The sequence below is a fragment of the Streptomyces sp. NPDC037083 genome (assembly GCF_055606485.1).
This window is the reverse complement of record NZ_JBVJSQ010000002.1, coordinates 215582-237007: the sequence shown is the minus strand read 5'-3', so window position 1 is coordinate 237007 and position 21426 is coordinate 215582. Positions and strand designations below refer to the sequence as shown.

At 73.0% G+C, this 21426-nt stretch carries 19 protein-coding genes and 1 pseudogene; 8 read left to right on the top strand and 12 right to left on the bottom strand.

What is annotated here, in order from left to right; genetic code table 11:
- Positions 1–33: 33 nt before the first annotated feature.
- Positions 34–954: a ketopantoate reductase family protein gene (locus ACZ7DE_RS05885; RefSeq protein WP_470758448.1), complete on the bottom strand. Its 921-nt coding sequence runs from the start codon at positions 952–954 to the stop codon at positions 34–36.
- Positions 955–1065: 111 nt separating this feature from the next.
- Between ACZ7DE_RS05885 and ACZ7DE_RS05880 the strand changes: the two genes are divergently transcribed.
- Entirely contained in the window at positions 1066–1302 is a 237-nt protein-coding gene (locus ACZ7DE_RS05880; protein ID WP_470758446.1) for a DUF2277 domain-containing protein, read from the top strand.
- A gap of 34 nt (positions 1303–1336) precedes the next feature.
- Here the strand turns inward: ACZ7DE_RS05880 and ACZ7DE_RS05875 are convergent, their stop codons facing one another.
- From ACZ7DE_RS05875 to ACZ7DE_RS05855, 5 genes are all read right to left on the bottom strand, one after another.
- Entirely contained in the window at positions 1337–1948 is a 612-nt protein-coding gene (locus ACZ7DE_RS05875; protein WP_470758444.1) for a DedA family protein, read from the bottom strand.
- 344 nt (positions 1949–2292) lie between these two features.
- Positions 2293–2745: a DoxX family protein gene (locus ACZ7DE_RS05870; RefSeq protein WP_470758442.1), complete on the bottom strand. Its 453-nt coding sequence runs from the start codon at positions 2743–2745 to the stop codon at positions 2293–2295.
- 103 nt (positions 2746–2848) lie between these two features.
- The gene (locus ACZ7DE_RS05865; RefSeq protein ID WP_470758980.1) at positions 2849–4849 is read right to left on the bottom strand and encodes an FAD/NAD(P)-binding protein; all 2001 of its coding nucleotides are present in this window, start codon (positions 4847–4849) and stop codon (positions 2849–2851) included.
- 322 nt (positions 4850–5171) lie between these two features.
- Positions 5172–6800 (bottom strand): alkaline phosphatase D family protein, encoded by a 1629-nt coding sequence (locus ACZ7DE_RS05860; RefSeq protein ID WP_470758440.1) that lies wholly within the window; start codon positions 6798–6800, stop codon positions 5172–5174.
- A gap of 78 nt (positions 6801–6878) precedes the next feature.
- Positions 6879–7523, bottom strand: a complete 645-nt coding sequence (locus ACZ7DE_RS05855) for an HNH endonuclease family protein (RefSeq protein WP_470758438.1) — start codon at positions 7521–7523, stop codon at positions 6879–6881.
- 398 nt (positions 7524–7921) lie between these two features.
- On the opposite strand from ACZ7DE_RS05855, the pseudogene ACZ7DE_RS05850 reads away from it, so the two are divergent.
- Both ACZ7DE_RS05850 and ACZ7DE_RS05845 read left to right on the top strand, forming a co-directional pair.
- A pseudogene (locus ACZ7DE_RS05850) lies at positions 7922–8353 on the top strand (TMEM165/GDT1 family protein); the annotation flags it as partial.
- A 228-nt stretch (positions 8354–8581) separates the two neighbouring features.
- Positions 8582–9229, top strand: a complete 648-nt coding sequence (locus ACZ7DE_RS05845; RefSeq protein WP_470758436.1) for an HAD-IA family hydrolase — start codon at positions 8582–8584, stop codon at positions 9227–9229.
- A 292-nt stretch (positions 9230–9521) separates the two neighbouring features.
- Here the strand turns inward: ACZ7DE_RS05845 and ACZ7DE_RS05840 are convergent, their stop codons facing one another.
- Positions 9522–10457: a peptidoglycan-binding domain-containing protein gene (locus ACZ7DE_RS05840; protein ID WP_470758434.1), complete on the bottom strand. Its 936-nt coding sequence runs from the start codon at positions 10455–10457 to the stop codon at positions 9522–9524.
- 613 nt (positions 10458–11070) lie between these two features.
- Between ACZ7DE_RS05840 and ACZ7DE_RS05835 the strand changes: the two genes are divergently transcribed.
- Positions 11071–13116, top strand: a complete 2046-nt coding sequence (locus ACZ7DE_RS05835) for an MDR family MFS transporter (protein ID WP_470758432.1) — start codon at positions 11071–11073, stop codon at positions 13114–13116.
- A 7-nt stretch (positions 13117–13123) separates the two neighbouring features.
- Here the strand turns inward: ACZ7DE_RS05835 and ACZ7DE_RS05830 are convergent, their stop codons facing one another.
- Entirely contained in the window at positions 13124–13615 is a 492-nt protein-coding gene (locus tag ACZ7DE_RS05830; protein ID WP_470758430.1) for a GNAT family N-acetyltransferase, read from the bottom strand.
- 4 nt (positions 13616–13619) lie between these two features.
- A complete protein-coding gene (locus tag ACZ7DE_RS05825; protein ID WP_470758428.1) occupies positions 13620–13838 on the bottom strand; it encodes a hypothetical protein in 219 nt (72 codons plus the stop codon).
- A gap of 258 nt (positions 13839–14096) precedes the next feature.
- On the opposite strand from ACZ7DE_RS05825, the gene ACZ7DE_RS05820 reads away from it, so the two are divergent.
- A complete protein-coding gene (locus ACZ7DE_RS05820; protein ID WP_470758426.1) occupies positions 14097–14834 on the top strand; it encodes a hypothetical protein in 738 nt (245 codons plus the stop codon).
- Between the two features lie 5 nt (positions 14835–14839).
- Entirely contained in the window at positions 14840–15697 is an 858-nt protein-coding gene (locus tag ACZ7DE_RS05815) for a hypothetical protein (protein WP_470758424.1), read from the top strand.
- Between the two features lie 100 nt (positions 15698–15797).
- Here the strand turns inward: ACZ7DE_RS05815 and ACZ7DE_RS05810 are convergent, their stop codons facing one another.
- Positions 15798–16220 (bottom strand): DnaJ family domain-containing protein, encoded by a 423-nt coding sequence (locus ACZ7DE_RS05810; RefSeq protein WP_470758422.1) that lies wholly within the window; start codon positions 16218–16220, stop codon positions 15798–15800.
- Between the two features lie 117 nt (positions 16221–16337).
- On the opposite strand from ACZ7DE_RS05810, the gene ACZ7DE_RS05805 reads away from it, so the two are divergent.
- A complete protein-coding gene (locus ACZ7DE_RS05805; protein ID WP_470758420.1) occupies positions 16338–16724 on the top strand; it encodes a hypothetical protein in 387 nt (128 codons plus the stop codon).
- Positions 16725–16897: 173 nt separating this feature from the next.
- On the opposite strand, the gene ACZ7DE_RS05800 is transcribed toward ACZ7DE_RS05805, so the two are convergent.
- Both ACZ7DE_RS05800 and ACZ7DE_RS05795 read right to left on the bottom strand, forming a co-directional pair.
- Entirely contained in the window at positions 16898–17569 is a 672-nt protein-coding gene (locus tag ACZ7DE_RS05800) for an O-methyltransferase (RefSeq protein ID WP_470758418.1), read from the bottom strand.
- 140 nt (positions 17570–17709) lie between these two features.
- Positions 17710–19017 carry a DUF2330 domain-containing protein gene (locus tag ACZ7DE_RS05795; protein ID WP_470758416.1) on the bottom strand — a complete coding sequence of 436 codons (1308 nt, stop codon included), beginning with the start codon at positions 19015–19017 and terminating at the stop codon, positions 17710–17712.
- 299 nt (positions 19018–19316) lie between these two features.
- Here ACZ7DE_RS05795 and ACZ7DE_RS05790 point away from each other — a divergent pair, with 299 nt between their 5' ends.
- Complete coding sequence (locus ACZ7DE_RS05790; protein WP_470758414.1) at positions 19317–21392, top strand: bifunctional glycosyltransferase 87/phosphatase PAP2 family protein; 2076 nt, start codon at positions 19317–19319, stop codon at positions 21390–21392.
- The last annotated feature ends 34 nt before the right edge of the window (positions 21393–21426 follow it).

Below are 21426 nucleotides of genomic sequence, written 5' to 3'. Positions count from 1 at the left end.
CCGACGACTGATACGTCGACCTGCGCACCGGTCCTACCGGGTAGCCTCCGCCACCTCCCAGACCAGGCGGGCCGTGACCGGCGCCGGCACTGCGTGCCGGTCGGCGGCGCGCAGCAACGCACCGCCGATCGCGTCGAGTTCGAGGGGGCGGCCGGCCTCGGCGTCGCGCTGCATGGACGACTTCGTGGCGGGGGCGAAGGCGTCGTAGCGGGCGAGGGCCCGGGCCGGGTCGGCGGGGGCTCCGCAGGCGGTGCTGACGGCGGCCGTCTCCTCGACCAGGGCGATCAGCTCCGCCCGGTGCCGGGTGCGGACCTCCCCGAGGGGCAGCCCGTACCGGGTGGTCAGCAGGGCGAAGGGCGCGAGGAACGCCATCTTCGCCCACAGGGCGGCCGTCTCGTCCGGCAGGACGCGTACGGTCGGGCCCGCCGCCGTCAGCACTCGCGCGAGCGCGTCGAGGCGGGGGCGGGGCACGGGGTCGCCGGCCAGGTCGATCTCCATGAACGGGCTCGCGTGCTCGATCACTCCCGGGGCGACCCGGGTCGACTCGACGCGGACGGCGGCCGGGGCGACCCGGTCCGGACGGTGCCGGGCGCGAAGGACCGCCGGGTGCTCGACGCCGTTCAGGAACGGCACGAGGAGGGCGTCGTCGCCGAGCACCGAGGCGGGCAGGCGGCTCAGGGCCGCGTCGAGGGCGGTGTGCTTGACGGCGACCAGGACCACGTCGACCGGGGCGCGCAGCTCCGTGTCCGCGTCGACGCGGGCGGTGAAGTCGCCGAAGGAAGCGCTCTGGACGCGGACGCCGTGGGTGCGCAGGGCCGTGACCGTGTCCTCGCCGGCCAGGCAGGTCACCCGGTGGCCGGCTCGGGAGAGCAGTGCCGCGAGCAGGCCGCCCACTCCGCCCGGGCCGAGTACGCCCACGTCGAGTATGCCGTTCGTATCGTTCATGTCGTTCATGCCGGTCGCCATGATGCTGTCGGTCCTCTCGTCGGTCGGCCCCGCGGGAGCGGTGGCCGCCAAAGAAGTGATCATGGCACGCGGCCGGACGACAGGAGGGAGACTTGGAGCATGTGCCGGAGTATCAAGACGCTGCGTCCGCCCGCGTTGCCCGAGGAGGCGACCGAGGACGACATTCGCGCAGCAGCCCTGCAGTACGTACGCAAGGTGTCCGGCTTCCGGGCGCCGGCCGAGCACAACCGGGAGGTGTTCGAGCGAGCGGTCGAGACCATCGCCGCGGCCACCGCGGAACTGCTGGACGGCCTGGAGGTACGCGGCAGCGCCCGCACGGCGGCAGCGCGGACGTAGGACTGCCCGGCCCCGGGCCGGGAAGGCTGCGGCGTTACGCCGGCTGGCGGCGCATCACGTAGGCCGCGCCTGCTCCCGCACCGAACAGCGCGAGCACCGACACCCCCGTGGCCAGCCACGTCGTGCCCAGCCAGTGGGCGCCGAAGTAGCCGAGGGCGGCGCTGTAGCCCGCCCACGAGAGACCGGCCAGGGCGGACCAGGGCAGGAACTCGCGGGGGCGGCGATGGGCGGCGCCCGCGATGAGGGAGACGACGGAACGGCCGGCCGGCGCGAACCTGGCCAGGACGACCAGTGCGCCGCCGCCCCGGGCCAGCGCGTCGCCGAGACGTTCCTGCGCGGTGGTCAGCCGCCGGGAGCGGGAGATCGCCCGGTCCAGGCGCGCACCGCCGCGCCAGGCCAGCCGGTAGGCGACCAGGTCGCCCAGCACCGAGGCGGTCGTCGCGGAGAGGATCAGCACCATGATGTCCGGGACGTCGTGCGGGACCCGGCCGGTCGCGGCGCCCGAACCGGCAGCGGCGGCCGTCGCCGCCGTGATGACGAGCACTCCGCTGGGCAGCACGGGAAGAAAGACGTCCAGCAGGACCGACAGCCCCACGACCGCGTAGATCCATGGACTGCCGAGCAACGCCCCCACACTCTCCAACACCGCAGACTCCCCGTGTCTCCCCCGTGACGGCCTGACCGTGCCGCTGTGTCGCGGGGGAGCGGCAGGTGCGGCCAATGACAGCCATACAGCGTACGCCCGGGGTGTGACAGCAGATTCACGGGGGGCTCGTGTGTTCGGCACACCACGTTCACCTGTGGTGAGGGGGCCGGGGTGTCCGCGGACGCCGGTCGCGGGCTCGGCCTGGCCCCCGCCCGGGGCCCCGTGTCGACGGCCACGGACACCGGCCGCGCGAGCAGCCGAGGCGGAAACCGCTGCCACCCGGGCGCCGAAGGGGAGCCCGGGTGGTGTGGATCGCGGTGCGGTGTCGTGTGTCGTCCCGCCGGTCAGACGGAGACGGCGGCCTTCTGCGCCGAGGACTCCCGCTCCTGGCTCGTGCGGCCGGCGAAGAGGCGGTCCAGGCCGAGGGCGCCGGAACCGGTGAAGACCAGCAGCAGGAAGGCCCAGCAGAACATCGCGGAGGCCTCGCCGCCGTTCTCCATCGGCCACAGGGCGTTCGGCTGGTGCACGTCGAAGTAGGCGTACGCCATGGAGCCCGAGGCCAGGAAGGCGGCCGCCCGGGTGCCCAGGCCGAGCAGGACCAGGCTGCCGCAGACCAGCTGGATCACGGCCGCGTACCAGCCGGGCCAGGTGCCGGCGTCGATGGTGCCGCCCTTGCCTGCGACGCCGCCGAGGACGCCGAAGAGCGAGGCCGCGCCGTGGCAGGCGAAGAGCAGGCCCACGACGATGCGGAAGAGGCCGACCGCGTAGGGCTGTGCGGTGTTGAGACGAGCGGACATGGTGGGGGGTGCTCCTTCGGTGTCGATCGGGCCGGTCGCAAGGGGGGAAGGACCGGTCGGTGGGGGGCGGCGGTACCGAATGAGCGACTCACGTTAGGCGCAGCTAATTGATGCTTGCAAGTTCAACTTTTGGCCACGGTGTGGATTCCGTTTGTAGCCCTGCCTCCCTGGTCGCGGCGCGCAGAGCGGCTCTCGCGACCGCGTCCGCGTCCGAAAGTGTGACCGAATCCACCCCTGGCCGGGCGCCCGCGGCGGTGACCCAGTGCACCCCCTCCGTCGGCACGCCGAAGGCGAACCTCCGCTCGTGCGGGCGGCCTTGACGGTCGATCAGGTGATAGGGCCGCCGCGTCACGTCCAGTCCGCCGGTCACGTAACCGTCCACCGTGTGCGGACGGCACTGCCCGGTCCTGAGCATCCGGCCCAGCAGGCCGTCGGCGGTGCGGCGGACGTCCGGCTCCGGAAGGCGCGCCTCGACGAGGGTCGTCACACGGACGGCCGAGCCGGGCACCTCCGGTGAGTGCGCCCGCCAGGCCCCCGCCTCCTCCCGCACCTCGAGACGCGGACCGAGCACCTCCACGACCCCCGCCTCCACCAGGGCGGTCAGTTCCTCGATCCGGCGGCGGGGCGGGCCGATGGACAGGAAGGCGTTGAGCGGGGTGTACCAGCGGTCCAGGTGGTCCCGGCGGGAGGCGCCGGCCAGTCCGGCGTGGTCGACGATCAGCCGCAGCTCGTTGCGAAGGTCCCGCAGCACGTCCAGGGCCGCCTTCACCGGGCCCGCCACATTGCCCCGGGCGGCCTCCGCCGCGTCCGCGCGCAGGTAGGTCAGCAGCCAGTCCCGCCACTGCCCCGGATGCGTGAAGCGCCGGCCCGTGTACGGCCGGGAGAGTCGGTCCCAGTTCCAGCGGTCCGCCTGCTCCACTCCGGCCTCGTCCAGCAGCAGCGCTTCCCGGGGGTCGCGGTGCGGGACGGAGAGGAACCGGTCCGTGAACCGGTCCACTGCCCGGTCCGCGAACCCGTCCGGGTACCGGTTCTCCTGGCTGTGGCTGTGGCTGTGGCTGTCGGTGTGGCTGTGGCCGCGGTCGCGGTGGCGGTCGTGGAGCAGGGCCGTGTAGTAGACCGTCTCCACCTCCTTGGCGACCAACGGCCATATCTCGGCCAGGAAATCGGGCGCCTCGCCGGAGTCCGCCCGCTTGCGGAAGCCCGCGATCGCCTCCGGGGTCATCACGAGCGGAGTGTGCCGGCCGTAGGGGCCCTTGGCGTTGTCGCCGCGTGCCTGATAGGGCACGCCACGCCGGGAGCCGGCGTACAGGCGCGGTTCGCGGCCCGAGGGAACGTAGCGCAGCGCCCGGCCGGCGCCGGTGCGGTCGGGGACGAAGCGTCCACCCCGGCCGCTGGTCAGCAGGGCCACGTGGTCGAAGAAGTTCAGACCGAGACCGCGCAGCAGTACCAGTTCACCGGGGGCGAGGCCGTCGAGGTCGACGTCGGCCGGGTTGGCGGGCGGCACGTGGCGCAGGCCGTGCCGTCCGGCGTGGGCGGTGTGGCGCTGCTGGGCGCTGTCGGCGACCACCGGAAGGTGCCCCTGGGCGAGGACCACGGCGGACAGGCCGAGCAGGACCCGGCCGTCGTCCAGGGTGAGGGCCTGGCGGCCGTCGGCGGCGTCGTCCAGCCGGAGCGCACGGGCCGGGTGCGTCTCGACGCGGACCGACGACGGGGCCCGGCGCACGGTCCGCTCGAACACCCACCGGAGGTAACGGCCGTAGTGCGCGCGGGTGGGGTACTCGTCCGGGCCCAGCTCGCCGCCCGCCCACGCGTACAGGCTCGGGCCGGGGCGGATCGGGCCCGCGCAGTCCACGCTGTCGTCGGTGAACAGGGTCACCTGCGAGGCCACGGTGTTCATCAGCAGCTCAGGCGACTGCGCGGTGCGCCATACGCGGCCCGGTCCCGGCGGGGCGGGATCGACGACGTGGACCGTCAGCCGCACCCCGGGCGGCAGGAGTTCGGGCGCGGAGGCGCAGAGGCGTTCCAGAACGCTGGTGCCGCGCGGCCCGGCCCCGACGAGAGCGACGGCGACGGCCGCCACCGCGGGCTCCGCGACGGCCGCCACCGCGGGCTCCGCGACGGCCGCCACCGCGGGCTCCGCGACGGCCGCCACCGCGGGCTTCGTGGCTGCCGTCGCCGTGGACTCCGCGGCTGCGACGGGCCCCCCGACCGCCGCCGGTTGTGCGGCCGCCGTGGGTTTCGCGGGGGACGTCGGTTGTGCTTGGTGCGCGTTCGCTGAGGGCAAGGGGGTGACTCCCGGGCGTGTGGGGGCGCGATGGAGCTGTCCGCCCGCGAGGTCACGACGGAAGCGGACGGTCCGCCTCATCATGCCGTCGCCCGCCACGGAAGCCAACGCGGGCCCCACACAACCCTGTTGTCCCGTGCCACTAGGTGAGGTGGGACTCCATCACGGTCACCAGGCCGCCGTCCGGTCGTGCCTGCTCCAGCCGCAGCCGGGCCGAACGACCGTGCAGCGCAAGGGACATGATCTGGTTGCCGAACCACGGCCCGCCCGTCTTGCGCCAGCTGACGGGTGGCCGGGGACAACGGCCGTGCCGACGGACCCGGCGTCCGAGCGCACGGGCCGCCGCGCTCCAGCCGAAGCGGAAGCCCACCCTCATCGACAGCGGGACGGAGTTGTGGACGGGGGAGCAGGTGAGCTGGAGCACCCGCGCGTCAGGGCCGGTCGCGTCGGGCCATCGGGGCTCGGCCGCGTACGCGTGATGCACGTCCCCCGACAGCACCAGCACGCTCGCCGGCGCCCGGGTCCCCGTGCCGGCCTCGGCGATCAGTCCGGCCAGCGCGGCGAAGGACTCCGGGAAGGCCGCCCAGTGCTCCAGGTCCGCGCCGCGCCGCAGCTTCTCCCCGAACCGGGCCCAGCGTGCCCCGCGCTCGCCGCGGCACAGGGCCGCGTCCCACTCCTCGGCGTCGTGCACCAGATGCGGCAGCAGCCAGGGCAGGGAGGTGCCGATCAGGAGGTGGTCGTAGGAGCCGGGGTCGTCGAGGACCTGTGCGCGCAGCCATGCCTCTGCGCCCGGGTCGAGCATCGAGCGCTCGTCCTCGTCGAGGACCCGGGCGGCCCGGCTGTCGACCATCAGCAGCCGTACCCGCCCGAAGTCGCGCCGGTAGCTCCACCGCACGGTCTCCGGCTCCCGGTCCGCGCGGGCGGCGAAGTCGCGCAGGGCGTCGGTGCCGTCGTCGGCCTCGCGCACGGCGGCGTAGAGCGGGTCGGAGGCCAGCTCGGCCGGGGTGAGGTTGCCGAGGTGCTGATGCACCCAGTACGACATCAGGCCGCTCAGCAGCCGCTCCTGCCACCAGGGCGTGGCACGCATGTCGGCCAGCCAGGCGGCGGAGGTGTTCCAGTCGTCGATGACGTCGTGGTCGTCGAAGACCATGCAGGTGGGCACGGTGGACAGCAGCCAGCGCACCTCGGGGTCGAGCCAGGACTCGTAGTAGAGCCAGGTGTACTCCTCGAAGTCCGCGACCTCGGCTCCCGGCGCGTCGTCGAGACCGCGGCGGGTGGCGATCCGCTCCCGGGTCGCGTCGGAGACCTCGTCGGCGTACACCTGGTCGCCCAACAGCAGCAGCACATGAGGCCGTTCGGCTGTCGGGTCGCCGGCGAGACGGCCGGCCAGGTTGTCCAGCGCGTCGGATCCGACGGGGTCGTGCCCGCCGGCCGGAGGAGCCGCCCAGCGGCAGGAGCCGAACGCCACGCGCAGCTCGTCGCCGTCTTCGGCGGGGCTGTGGATCTCCGAGGGCGGGAAGCGGGAGTCGGGCGGCGGCCAGACGCGGGCGCCGTCGAGGAAGACCTCGTAGGCCGTCGTCGTTCCCGCGGTCAGCCCGTCGACCTGCACCAGGGCGTAGTGGTGGCCCGCCACCTGGAAGGTGCGGGCCGTGCCGCCGGCGCCGTCCGCGCAGCGCACCTCGGCGTCGCACGGGCGGCTCGCCTCGACCCACACGGTCGCGCACGAGGCGTCGGCATATCTCAGCAGTGGTCCCAGCCGCAGTTCGGCCACGTGATCGCCCTCCTCCGTCGTCCCGTCACGGTACGGAACGACGGAGGCTCACGGGGGCATTCCGCGGCTACGGTTCGGTCAGCAGTTGGCGAGATAGCTCGTCAGGGCGCTCTTCTCGGCGGAGTCGACCGAGAGGCCGTAGTAGTACTTCACCTGCACCCAGGCGCGGACGTAGGTGCAGCGGTACGACGTGACCGAGGGCATCCACTCGGCCGGGTCCTGGTCGCTCTTGGACTGGTTCACGTTGTCCGTGACGGCGATGAGCTGCGGGCGGGTGACGTCGTTGGCAAAGGCCTGGCGCCGGGCGGTGGTCCAGGCGTCGGCGCCGGAGTCCCAGGCCTCGGCGAGCGGGACCAGGTGGTCGATGTCGAGGTCGGAGGCGGCGGTCCAGGTGGCCCCGTCGTAGGGGGAGTACCAGCTGCCGCTGGTGGCGGTGCAGGCGGAGTTGGTGACGACGTTCGTGCCGTCCCGCTTGAGGATGTACTCGCGGGTGTTGCAGGTGCCGCTGATGGTGATCCAGGTGGGGAAGAGGTCCCGGTCGTAGCCGGTGCGGTCCTCGGCCGCCACGGTGAGCGAGGCGAGGTAGGTGCGGGCGGTGGAGGCGCTGACCGGTGTGGGCAGCGCGGCGGAGGCGGTCGGGGAGGTGAAGAGCCCGACCGAGGCTATGAGGCCGGTGAGGGCGGCGAGTATGCTCAGCCGTCCACGCGCGTAGAACTTCGGCATTGCGAACTCCGTTGGGGAGGCGGGGTGTTGGGGCGCGAGCGAGGGAATGCTCGCGCTCCCGCATTGCGGGGAGGTGTGCGCCGGGTAAGAAGCTAGTGACGTGTGCATGACACGACAAGGTCTGCGGCGGAACGGGCCGGACGATCTGCGCGAACGGCTGTACGGACGATCTCGTACACTGAGGAGCGCAGAAGGGGAGTAGCTCTTCGCCGGACCGTCGACATACTGCTCAGCTCGTCTGAGCCGGCGCCCGGAGGCAGGCCCGTCGTGCGGGCAGGCCAGCGAGACCTTCGGCAAGCAGTGCACATCCGTGCCCCACGGCACGGATGACGTGTGCGCTGCCGTGCCGAGGTGTCTCTGTTTCGAAGTGCGCGGACTCTCGGTGGGGCGGCCCCCGAATCGCGCTCGCGGTCGCCGCGGGCAGCGTGCTCACTCTGCTGCCGCAGCAGCTCCTGCACGCGCTGACGGGCGTCCTGTTCCTGGGCGGCGCGGGCATGCTGCTGCTGAAGAAGGACGACGGAGACGAGGAGATCCGGCGGCCGGAGAACCAGTCCTTCTGGAAGGTCGCGGGCGCGGGCTTCATGTTGATCCTCGTCGCCGAGTTCGGCGATCTCACGCAGATCATGACGGCGAACCTCGCCGCCCGCTACGACGACCCGCTCTCCGTCGGCCTCGGGGCGGTACTGGCGCTGTGGGCGGTGGCCGGTCTCGGCATCGTCGGCGGAAAGGCGCTGATGAAGCGGGTGCCGCTGCAGTTGATCACCCGGATCGCGGCGCTGCTGATGCTGGCGCTGGGGGTGTGGAGCCTGTGGGAGGCGGTCACCGGCTGAGCTGAACGGCGAGTGAACGCTTCCCGGACCTTTTCCGATCGTCGCCGCCCGGGGTGGCGGTGGGGCCGGAATGTTTTGTACCGTGGAGAAACAAAGTGGCTCCCGCTCGTTTTCCCTGACCGGCGGGCGGGGCCGCCTTGTCCTCCGTACCCGGAGCTTCGTCCCTGCGCACCTGGAGCTTGGTCTCCACGCACCTGGAGCTTCGTCTCTACGCACCTGGAGCTGTCGATGCCGGTCCTGACCGCCCGCGCCCTCCTGCTCGACATGGACGGCACGCTCGTGAACTCCGACGCCGTCGTCGAGCGGATCTGGCGGCGCTGGGCCGATGCGCACGGGCTCGACGGCGACGAGGTCATGAAGGTCGTCCACGGCCGGCAGGGCCACGCCTCCATGGCGGTGCTGCTGCCCGGCAGGCCCACGCACCTGAACCTCGCGGACAACGCGCGGCTGCTGGCCGAGGAGACCGCCGACATGGACGGCGTCGTTCCGGTGCCCGGCGCACCCGAGTTCCTCGCCTCGCTGCGGGGCGTCCCGCACGCGCTGGTCACCTCGGCCGACGTCCCGCTCTCGACGGCCCGGATGGCCGCGGCGGGACTGGAGCTGCCCGACGTTCGGATCACCGCGGAGTCGGTCGGCGCGAGCAAGCCGGATCCCGAGGGCTTTCTGAAGGGCGCCGCCGAGCTGGGGGTCGCCCCGGCGGAGTGCGTGGTGTTCGAGGACTCCGGGGCGGGCATCGCGGCCGGCCGCGCCGCCGGAATGCAGGTCGTGGGAGTCGGCCCCCGAGCGGCGGCACACGCCCCGGACGTGGTCGTCCGGGATCTGCGCCAGGTGCGGGTGGAAGTCCTCCGGGACGGGGTCCGCATCCACGCCGGATAGGGTCCCGAGGCCCCTGACGACCTGCGCCCCGGCTTCCGGGGCCGCGGCCCCGCGACGTACGCGCCGGCCTGCCCGGCCTGCTGCCTCCGTGACCGGCGGCCCTAGGCTGCTCGGCCTGCCGCCCCGACGGACGTATGCCCCGGCTTGCCGGGCCGCCGCTCCGGCTGCCGCCGGCCTCACTCGTCGGCCCGCGGCCGCCGCCCGGCCGCCGCGCCGGCGACCGACGGCCCTCGGCCTGCCGGTTTGCCGATCCGCCTGTCCTACGCCCGTCGGCTCGGCTCGGCTCTGGTCGTCACGGTTCCTTTGTCTCGGACTCCAGGCTCGTCCGTGTCGCCGGTCCGTACACGCCCAGGCCGTCCGCCGTCGTTCCTCGTGACCACTGGTAGCTGCGCAGGGCGTCCTCGACCTCGTTGCTGAACGTGCCGTCGGCCTCGCCGTTGTAGAGGGACAGCTGACGCAGCCGCAGCTGCAGTTCGGTCACCTCGGGGCCCTTGTCGCCGCGCCGCAGGACGGGAGCGTCGGCCGGGGCCTCCTGGCTGTCGTCGGCCCCGTTGGCGGGCACCAGGGATCGGGTCGCGCGAGCGGTCGGCGTGGGCCGGCTCGTCTCGGCCGACGGGGACGCCGAGGGCGGGGCACTCGTCCTCGACGCGGAGGGCGACGGGCTCTCGCTCTCGGAAGGGGTGGGCGAGGCCTCCGAGGCCGACGGGGACGCCGAGGGGCTCGCCGACGGCGAGACGGAGGCGGCGGCGGTCGAGGTGTCGGGCACGGCGGCCCGTACGTCCTTGGGGGCGGCCCCGTCTCGGGTCGGCTTCTCGTAGGAGAACAGGCCGGTGGCGAACCCGGCCGCGGCCACGACGGTCACGAGGGCGGCGCTCGTCGCGATCAGCAGCGTGCGGCGACGGCGTGAGCCGCGCGGTTCCTCGTCCTCGGGGTACCGGGCGCCGACGTTCACCGTCTCGAACAGGCTCAGGTCGCCGGCGCTGGGCGAGGAGGCGGGCGGAGCCAGTGGCGTGGGCAGCGCCGCCGTCACGTCCGGCGCGGGACCGCCGGAGGGGGGCACGGTGTGCAGCGGCACGGTCGCGTCGCCCGGAACCGCGCGCAGCGGCATGGTGACGTCCGCGGCGGAGGAGGTCGCGCTTCCGAAGCTGCCCCCGGATGATCCATCCCCGGAACCGGCCATGGATCCGCCCATGGGCCCGCCCCCGGTCATGTCTCCGGGTCCGGCCATGGGCCCGCCCCTGGTCGTGCCCCCGGATTCGGTCGCGGGTCCGCCTCCGGTCATGCCCCCGGGGCCGGCCATGGGCCCGCCCCCGGTCATGTTCCCGAATCCGTGGCCCGTTGCGGCTTCGGTCCCGGTCTCCGTCCTGGCTCCCGACCTGCTCCCCGTGTCGGTTCCCGTGCCGGACCCCCTGGTCCCTGCGTCGGGTCCGGTGTGGGGCCCTGTGCCGGGCCGGCCCGAGCCCTCCAGTTCCACGTACGGGCGTATCCGCAACGGATCGAAGTCCTCCGCGGCTGCCGCCTCCGCCGTGCGCGTGTCGCGCAGGGCCTCGGACGCGCGCTGGGCGCAGGCGCAGGACGGGGTGTTGTCGGGCGCGCGGAGCGCTCCGCACTCCGGACACGGCAGTCCCTGCCGCCCCGGTGGTCCCTGCCGTCCCGTCGGATCCATCACGTGTTCGTCCCTCCCCGTTCAAACTCCGGAAATTATGCAGATCCTCCACACAACCGTTCACCTATGGCCCCCGGAATGTCGCATTCCGTAAGGATCCGGGAGGCTTACAAGAGGCCATAACGGGTCACACCGATCACGATGGAAAGCGTCACCAGAGCCTCAGGAGGCATCCATGGCCTTGGACGCGTACAGCAGGGCGGCGGATCCACGTCAGGAACACGTGTCCGGAAACGTCCTGGTCTCGATCGGCGCCCTGCTGCTCGGCATGCTCCTCGCCGCCCTGGACCAGACGATCGTCTCGACCGCCCTGCCGACGATCGTCAGCGACCTCGGTGGTATGGAGCACCTGTCATGGGTGGTCACCGCGTACATGCTGGCGTCGACGGCCGCGACCCCGCTGTGGGGCAAACTCGGTGACCAGTACGGGCGCAAGAGGCTCTTCCAGATCGCGATCGTCATCTTTCTGATCGGTTCAGCGCTGTGCGGAATGGCTCAAAACATGCCGCAGTTGATCGCCTTCCGGGCCGTCCAGGGTCTGGGCGGCGGCGGGTTGATGGTGCTGTCGATGGCGATCGTCGGCGACATCGTCCCGCCGCGCGACCGCGGCCGCTACCAGGGCCTGTTCGGCGCGGTGTTCGGCGCCACCAGCGTCCTCGGCCCGCTGCTGGGGGGCCTGTTCACCGAACACCTCAGCTGGCGCTGGGTGTTCTACGTCAACCTGCCCGTCGGCGTCGTGGCGCTTTTCGTCATCGCCGCGGTGCTGCACATCCCGCGCAAGGCGGCCAGACACGTCATCGACTATCCCGGCACCTTCCTCATCGCCTCGGTCGCCACCTGTCTGGTGCTGGTCGCGTCCCTCGGCGGCACCACCTGGGACTGGGGCTCGCCGCAGATCGTCGGCCTGGCGGTGCTCGGCGTGCTGCTGGCCGTCGCGTTCGTGGCCGCCGAACGCAGAGCTGCCGAACCGGTCCTCCCGCTCAAGCTGTTCGGCATCCGCACCTTCACGCTCTCCGCCGTCATCAGCTTCATCGTCGGCTTCGCGATGTTCGGCGCGCTGACGTACCTGCCGACCTTCCTGCAGGTGGTGCAGGGCGTCTCGCCGACCATGTCCGGCGTGCACATGCTGCCCATGGTGGCGGGCATGCTGCTGTCGTCCACGGCCTCCGGGCAGATCGTCAGCCGCACCGGCCGCTGGAAGGTCTTCCCCATCACCGGCACGGCCGTCACCACGCTCGGACTGCTCCTCCTGCACCGGCTCGACGAGCACAGCTCCACGGCCGAGATGAGCGTCTGCTTCCTGGTCTTCGGCATCGGCCTCGGCCTGGTCATGCAGGTGCTGGTGCTGATCGTGCAGAACGCCGTCGCCTACGAGGATCTCGGCGTCGCCACCTCCGGCGCGACCTTCTTCCGCTCCATCGGGGCCTCCTTCGGCGTCGCCATCTTCGGCACCGTCTTCGCGAGCCGCCTCGGCGACGCGCTCGCGGACGCCTTCCGGGGCGTCCGGCTCCCGGCCGGGGTGTCGGCGGGCACGCTGGAGTCCGACCCGCGGGGCATCGCCGACCTGCCGTCCGACCTGCGCCCGCGCGTCCTGCACGCGTACGCCTCTTCCATCACCGACGTCTTCCTGTACGCGGCCCCGGTCGCGCTCCTCGGCTTCGTCCTGGCGTGGTTCCTGAAGGAGGACCCGCTGCGCGGCTCGGTCACCGCCCCCGACGTGACCGAGACCCTCGCCAGCAACCCCGTGGAGCGGTCCTCGTACGACGAGGTGTGCCGGGCACTGTCGGTCCTCGGCACCCACGAGGGCCGCCGCGACATCTACCGGAAGACCACCGCGCGGGCCGGCTACGACCTCCTCCCGGGCGCGAGCTGGCTGCTGCTGCGGATGAGGCGGCACGGCAGCGTCGAGCCGTCGGTGCTGGCCGAGCAGAGCACGGTCCCGCTGCCGGTGGTCATCGAGTCGGCACGGCAGGTCGAGGAGCGCCGGCTCGCCGTGCGCGACGGACTCGACATGGTGCTGACCGCCGAGGGGCGCGAGGTCGCCGAGCGGCTCGCCGAGGCCCGCGAGGACTCGTTGGCCGAGCTGCTCGGCGACTGGTGGGGCCCGGACCGGCCCACCGATCTCGTCCAGCTGGTCAAGGAGCTCACCGACGAGCTGTGCGGCTCGGACCGGGAGCGGCCGTACGGCGGGCGGGTGGTGCCCGACCACCGGCTCCTCTGACCTCCGCTCAGCCGAGTTCCTTCCGGAACCAGTGCTCGGCGTACGGGTCGTCGTTGTGCGCCTCGGTCTCGGTGTAGCCGAGCCGTGCGTACAGCGCGCGCGCCTCGACCAGGTCGCCACGGGTGTCCAGGATCATCCGCGTGGCGCCGAGCGCCCGGGCGGCGTCCTCGGCGGCCCGTACCAGGAGCGGAGCGCCGCCCCTGCCGCGCAGTCCCTCCCTTACGAACACCCGCTTCAGCTCGGCGGCGCCGGCGTCCACCAGTCGCACGCCCGCGCAGCCGCCCGGCTCGCCGTCGTGCCGCCCGACCAACAACTGCCCACGCGGCGGGGCGAGTTCGTCCCAGGTCTGGGCGGCGATCTCCCGCTCCAGCTCCTCCGGGTCGGTGCGGCGCCCCTCGTGCAGCAGGTACCAGCGGTCGCTGACCTCCGTGTAGTAGTCCCGCCAGAGCGCGCGGGCGACGGGGGAGGCGACGGGCTCGGGGGCGATGGTCCAGGTCATCCGGTCATTCTGCGGCGACGCCCCGCGGGGCCCGCAACCGGATATGCGTGATCTTCGGCGAGTCCAGCACCTGGGTCTTCTCCCCCTCGACGTGCTGGTCCCCGAGGCCGTCGAACAGCCGCCGTGCGCCGCAGACGAGCACCGGGACGACGTGCGGCAGCAACGGGAAGGGCGGTTCGTCGCCCCACGGGATCTCCCCGGCGACGTACATCCCGTGGTCCACGACAGCGTCCGGTCCGGGCCACTACGGCGGTGAGCGGGATGCATGGGGGCGGTCGGCGGCGGGACGCGTCAGGCCGTCTTCGCACACTCCCGTGAACCGGGTCCGCCGCCGCCGTGCGTCCCTTGGGCCGCCGTCGTGAACCGTGCCGGCCGCTGTCATGTCTTCTGACGGCCCGTCGCGCCCGCCGTTTGGGAGGTGCCGTCCGGGCAACCCGAAGGGAGAACCGGCCCGTGGGGCCGACACACCGGAAGGCAAGGCATGTCCACAGGAGTGATCATCGCTCTGATCGTGGTCGTGGTGGCTGTCGTCGCCGTCGCGGCCTTTCTGGCCTTGCGGGCTCGCGGCTCGCACGGCGGGGGACGCAATCTGAAGCGCCGCTTCGGACCCGAGTACGACCGTGCCGTGGCCCGCCACGACGGGGACGTCAAGGCCGCCGAGCGGGAGCTCGACGCCCTGGTGGAGCGGCACGGCGGACTGCGCGAGCGGCCGCTGGAGCCCGCCGAACGGGAGCGGTTCGAGGCCCGCTGGACGGCCGCCCAGGAGCGGTTCGTCGACTCGCCCCAGGAGGCCGTCACCGAGGCCGACCGTCTGCTCGCCGAGGTGGCCGGCGCCCGGGGCTTCCCGGCCGGCGACCAGTACGAGGAGCAGCTCGCCGCGCTCTCCGTCCACCACGCCGACCACGTCCACGGCTACCGGCGCGTCCACCGCGTCGCCCACACGCGTGCCGACGGTCACGGCACACAGCACGCGGGCACGTCCGACGGGTACGGGACGGGCGAAGGCCGAACGCCGGGCCTGGACGACGGCCGGACGCCGGGCACGGAGGACATGCGGTCCGCCATGCTCGAGGCCCGCGCCCTCTTCGACGACCTGATCGCCCCGGCCCGCGGGGACTCGGGCCGTCACCGCACCCAGGAGCCCGCGACCCAGGACCGCTCCCGCTCAGGCCACCACATGTCGTGGGGCTTCCACCGCCACCAGGCGAAGGAGGGCTGAACACCATGCCCGACGTGACACGAGACACCGGCGCGAGCCCGGACGACGGCCGCCCGACGGACGAGCGCGCCAAGGCCATGCGGCCCGGCGGCGCCGTCCTGCCCGGCGAGGCCGTTCTGCCGGACGAGAAGAACGAGAGGGACGCGAAGGTCCGGCCGTTGGCGGATCTCCGCGGCGACGGCACGGCGACCGACCCGACCACGGGCGGGGTCGCGCGCAGGGGCGCGGGCACCGCCGCAGGGGCGGGCGCCGACCGACTGGGCGAGAGCTCCACGCCGGTCCGCCCCGAGACCGGCGCCGGAGCGGCCACCAGCACCGGTACGAGTACGGGTGCGGGAGCCGGCGCGGGCGCGCTGGGAGCCAGGGGCCGTGAGACGGCCGGGACCTCCGGGTCCGGGACCTCCGCCTCCAGGACCTCCGCGTCCGGGACCCAGGTGCCCCCGATCACCGCCCCGGACACCGGGCCCGCGGCCGCTTCCGCCGTTTCCGATGCCCCCGTCCGCCGTGAGGCCCCTGCCGAGGGATCCGCCCCGGGGCCGGCCTCTGCTTCCGGCGGACACGGCGCGTCTCTCCTCCCGGACGACGAGTGCGACCGGATCTCCTCCCGCATGCGGCACGCGGTCGTCGGGTTCGTCGACGGGCCCAGGGACGCCGTGGCCGAGGCCGACGAGGTGCTGGAGGAGCTCGCCGGACGCCTCACCGACGTCGTGGACCGGCGCCGCCGTACCCTGCGTGGGACCTGGCAGCAGCAGGAGGGCGGGAAGGACAGGGCGGCTTCGGCAGCGACCGCCGTGGACACCGAGCAACTCCGCCTGGCCCTGCGGGACTACCGCGAACTGACGGAGCGGCTTCTGCACCTGTGATGCAGCCCTGATGCACTGCTGATGCAGCCGTGACGCACTTCAGATGCAGCCCTGATGCAGCTGGTGCACCCCTGGTGCGCCTCTGTGCCGGACCCGCGGCCTAACCGGCCGTCCCTCCAGCCGCCGCCCGGCGCTCCCGCCACTCCCGTACGACCGCTTCGACGTCGTACGGCTTCATGCCCAGCGGGGGGCCGGGCGGCGGCTTGAACATCATGTCGCGCAGCTTGACGTTGACGTCCGTGATGATCTTCCGGACGATCCGCTCCGAGGGGGCCGCGTACGCCGCCGCGAGCGCGTCCTCCGCCTCCTTGCGCAGGGCGAGCGCGGGCGGCAGCACGGAGAGGCCCTCACGGGCCATCTTGCGCCTGATCCACCAGAGTTCGTCGTACGACGTCTCCACGTCGGCCGGCAACGGCTTCCCCGCGCCCGGCAGTTGATCGAACTCGCCGCGCCGTTCCGCTTCACGGATCTGCTTGTCGACCCACGATTCGAACGGAACGCCCGGTGGCTTTCGCTCGGTCATGCGTCCATTGTGCCGGACGGGATGCGCCCGGGCGATTTATCATGCGGCCGCTGCACAAACACAATCAGGACTCAGGACGCCGACAGGCATGTCGAAGAATTCTCAAGGGGAGCGCACGTGCTCGAACTGACCATGGCCACCGTCTCCGGGACGGAAGAGGGCGCCACGGCCGGCATGCTGATGGCCGACTCGCCCAGCGACCCGGGCGCCGTGCTGCGGGTGGGCAGGGACAGGTCCGTGTGCCGTCTGGCCACCCCGGACGACTGGCTCTTCGTCTCGCGGGTGCACCTGGAGTTCCTGTGCGGCCCCGAAGGGACCTGGCAGGTCTCGTGGCTGCGCGGTTCGCAGGACGAGCCGTCCTCCGAAGTGCGGCTGGTGATCGGGCAGTACAGCCAGTCGCTCGTGTACGGCGGCACCGTGCCGCTGGCGGGCTCCGGCGAGATCATCATCTTCGACCGCACCGGGCCGCGCAGCGTCAACGTGGGCTTCTACCACGAGGCCTGAGGACCCCGAAGGCCCGGAAGGTTCCAAAGGGGCGGAGAGTTCCGGAGAGCCTCAAGGATCCGAAGGGCCAGGAGTGCCTGATGGGCCGGGTGCCCGAGGTGCCCGAAGGGCCAGGTGCCCGGGGGCCTGACCGGTCCGAGGGCTCCTGGCCGGTGCGGGCGGCGGGCGTGGGGTCACGCCAGGACGCGTGCCAGGGCGAAACCGTCGTAGCCCTTCGCCCCCACCGTCTGGATCGCCGTGCCGCTCAGCCTGGGGTGCGCGCCGATCAACTCGATCGCGGCGCGGGTGCCGAGCACGTCGTCCGCGCCGCTGTCCTCGTCCACGACCCGGCCGCCCCGTACGACGTTGTCGACGACGATCAGACTGCCCACGCTCGTGAGCTTCAACGCCCACTCCAGGTAGTGGGCGTTGTTGCCCTTGTCCGCGTCGATGAAGACGAGGTCGAACGGGGGCGGGTTCTCGTCGGCCAGCAGCGGCAGCGACTCCAGGGCCGCGCCCACCCGCACCTCGACCAGTTTGTCGAGGCCCGCGCGGGCGATGTTGCGGGTGGCGACCTCCGCGTACCGCGGGCTGTACTCCAGTGAGATCAGCCGCCCGTCGGCCGGGAGCGCGCGGGCCAGCCAGATCGTGCTGTAACCGGCGAGCGTGCCGATCTCCAGGATCGACCGGGCTCCCTGGATCTCCGCGAGCAGCTGGAGCAGCTTGCCCTGGTTCGCCGTGACGTTGATCGGCGGCAGCTCGGCGGCCTCGCTGTCGCGCAACGCGGCCGCCGTCACCTCGTCGTCCGGGGCGAGATGGTCGGTGAAGTAGGCGTCGACGGCGTCCCAGGCCTGCGACTCGCTCATGCGCTCTGCCTCTCGTGTACCTGACGTGTCTGTCGGCAACTCTGCATCTCTAGTTAGGGATGCTAACTAGTGACGTCAACGGCACGCGTCGCGCGTGGGTTCCCCTTCGGGGGTATCGCGCGGTCCGCGGGCGGAGGATTTCAGCCGTTCGGCCCAGGGGGCGCGACGGGTTGCGAGAGCCGCGCGGGAGGCGCCGACGGCACCGGAGGCACGGCAGGCATGGGAGGCATGGGAGGTGCCGGAGGGGGTGTGCGGGGGAGGGGAGGCGTCGGGGGCGTCCCGGGCGGCGCGGCCCCGGTCGGCGGCGGCTGCACGGCCGCGGGGTGAGGTTCCGGCGGGCCGGACGGCCGGTCCCGTCCCCGGCGCAGCCCCAGCACGACCGCGACGACGTTCACGACGATCAGCCCGCTGACTACCGTCAGCAGCCACACCGGGATCCCGGCCACCGCGAGCAGCCGGTCCTCGTAGACGACCTGCCGGAACGCGGTGTCCGCGGCCGCCCGGCGCAGCCGGTGGTCCCCGGTGATCTCCGAGGGGTGGGGGAACTCCTGGGCCACCGCCGTCAGGAACGGGGCGCCCTTCGACAGCTTCGCCAGCGGCCCCGTCGTCGTGCCGAGCCGCCCGGCGAACGTCACCCGCGGCCGCTCACCGCCGATCGGGGAGGCCGGTTCCATGCGGTGGGCTGCGAGGACGTACAGGCCCAGCGACTGCGGGGTGGTCGCCGCCCGGGACAGCCGCATCGGGTAGACGAGCTCGTCGGCGGCGAACGTGAGGTGCAGGGGGTCGAGCCGGCCGCGCAGCGCGGTGCCGGCGATCTCGGGCGTCAACCGGACCGCCACGTACTCCCACCGCTGGTCGACGTACGGCTGGAGGGTGGTCCGCAGCCGGGTGGGCAGGGCGAAGTCGTTGGCGCGCAGCCAGTCGTCCAGGTCCGCCGGATCGGTGGCGGTGAGCCGGGCCACGTCGAACGGGCCGAGCCGCTCGCGGCCCACCACGCCGACTCCGCCGGGACCCCTCCCGGGCGGCGGCGGGACGGCCGTTTCGCCGCCGGTGGTCAGCGGCCAGTCGCCGTCCTGCGGCCAGAAGTGGTGGCGGGTGCGGTGCGCGGGGGCACTGGCCGCGGCCAGTTGGTCGAAGAGGCCGGGGTCGCCGAGCCCCACCGTCGCCCGATGCGGCACGGGCATGAGCCAGGCGGCCCGCTCCGCGTCCCCGTGGACCGTCAGGCTCATCACGATCTGTTCCTGCGCACCGTCCCAGCGCACGGCGGAGACCTCCCGGCCGACCGCGATCTGGCGCTGGCCGCCCGGGATCAGCGCGCCGCAGCCGCAGGCGTGGGCCGGCGAGACGAGCGAGCCGAACTGGAGCACCAGCAGCGCCAGCAGCACGGCCGCGCCCCGTCCGCGCAGCCGTTCCCGGCGCACCCGCCGATTCCGCAGGAGACAGACCATGCCGCGTAACCCCTCCGCCCTCCACCACTCTCCGTACGCCGCACCGCACACGTGGTGCGAACGACGGTACGGCGCGAGAGCGGGTCGCGTTCGCGCGGAGATCCAAATCCCGCCCCTCGCGGAGGCGACCGCGCTTCGGGCGCACTATCGTCTTCCGGACAAAAGGAGAGCGGACGACAGGTGAAGCGGGGGCGGCCTGCGTCTGTCCCGGGGGAAGCGCGCGCCTCATAAGGTAGGTGCGCGCACCAAACCCGGCGCATCGGGACGTGTGGCACGAACGAGGCGGAGGCCGACGAGGCGTGACGAATGCGGAGCAGAGCGGGCGACCTGCAGAACCCTTAGGAGCGACGGCGGTCGACACGGCGAGAGCGCGTCTGCGCGCGGCCCGCCTCGGCCTGTGGCTGGTGGCGACCGTCCTCGCCGCGCGCCAGGTGGCCGTCGTCGTCGGCACCCCGCGCGGAGAGCGGCTGACGGACCTGGAGACCTGGGTCGGACCGGACGGCGTGCTGCACGTCAACGGTTCGCTCTACGACTCGACGCGCTTCACCGGCACGCCCTTCACCGGACTCGTCCTCAAGCCACTGACCCGGGCGGCCGAACAGGCCCTCGGCTGGGGCTGGACCTTCGGCACCCTGCTGCTGGTGGCCGCCCTCGGCGTGGTCGTGGCCCGTGCCCTGCCGCAGCCGGTCAGCAGACGGACGTCGCTGCTGGCCGCGCCCGTCGCCAGCAGTCTGCTGATGCTGTCGCTGCCGGTGCGCAACACGCTCTGGCTCGGCCAGACCAGCATCATCCCCGTCCTTCTCGTCCTCCTCGGCTGCTTCGTCGCACGGGACTGGCGGGTCGCCGGCGCCCTGATCGGCGTGGCCGCCGCCCTCCAGCCCACGGTCCTGCTCTTCGCGGCCCTGCTCTGGTTCACAGGGCGCCGCCGGGCGGCGGCGGCCGCCGGCGCTGCCTTCGCCGGCGGCACGGCGCTCGCCTGGGCTGCGATGCCGCACGACTCGTACACCTACTGGGTGCACCACATGGCGGGCGTCGGCCTCGGCGGCGAGGCCGACGCGCTCGCCAACCAGTCGCTGCACGGCGCCCTGCTCCGCCTCGGTCTCGCCGGCCCGTTGGAGATCGGCCTGTTCCTGTCGCTGGGCGCGGCCGTCGCCGTCCTCGGCGTACGGCGGGCGGTCCGCTACGCCCGCGACGGCCAGCTGCTGCTCGCGGTCGCCCTGACGGGCTGCGCGGCGATCGCCGTCTCGCCCACGACCTGGCAGCACCAGCTGCTGTGGGTCCTGCTGGCGGTCGTCGGCCGGGTCGGCACACGCGCTTCCGACCGCTACGTCTGGCCGGTGGCGGTCATCCTGGTGATGACGCTTCCGGCCAGGATGATGCTGCCGCACATGGCGGTCCTCTACCCGCTGCGCGACAACGCGGTGCTGCTGGCCGCGCTCGCCGCGGCCACCGTCGTCCCGTTCCTGCCGCGGACGTCCCCCTACTACGGGACGCCGATCCCGACCCGGTACGCCGAGCCGGTGCCCGCCCGCTGGAGGAGCGTGCCGCTGCTGCCGTCCCTGAGGCGAGTGCTGACCCGGCCGAACCTGCTGCTGGAGCTGCTCCTGATCCGCGTGACGTACGCGGCGTACCAGCAGGTCAGGCTGGCGGCCACGGGAGGCACCAACTCCGGCGGACGCGCCCGGGCGGAGGCCCACGGCCAGGACGTCCTCGACCTCGAACGCTTTCTGCGCATCGACATCGAGCACGCCGTCAACCACTGGGTGGTGGGGGTCGACTGGCTCCGGGAGTTCTTCGACTTCTACTACACGTCCTTCCACTTCTTCGTCCCGCTGACGGTCCTGGGCCTGCTGTACTGGCGCCGCCCGGTCGACTACCGCTGGGCCCGTGCGTCCCTCGGCTTCGCGACCCTGCTGGCCCTGGTCGGCTTCTGGCTCTACCCGCTGGCCCCGCCCCGCCTGATGCCGAACCTGGGTGTCATCGACACGGTCCACGGCGTCCAGGACTTCACCAAACCGGACTACGGCACGCTCACCTCGCTGACCAACCAGTACGCGGCGATGCCGTCCCTGCACTTCGGCTGGTCCCTGTGGTGCGGGCTGGTCATCGCGATCGTCGCGCCGAAGTGGTGGATGAAGGCCCTGGGCCTGCTGCACCCGCTGTTCACGGTGTCGTCCATCGTGGCCACCGGCAACCACTGGATCCTGGACGCGGCCGGCGGCGCGGCGGTGGTGGGCGCGGGCTTCGGCCTGTCCTACGTCCTGATGGGGCCCCGGGCCCGTGTGGGGGCGGGGGCGGGGACGAAGTCGTCCGAGACGGCCGATCCGGCACCGACACCGATGCAGGCGCCGGAGAAGGACCCGACACCAAGCTGATTCACACCGCCCTACCGCCGAGTGGACGCCTCAC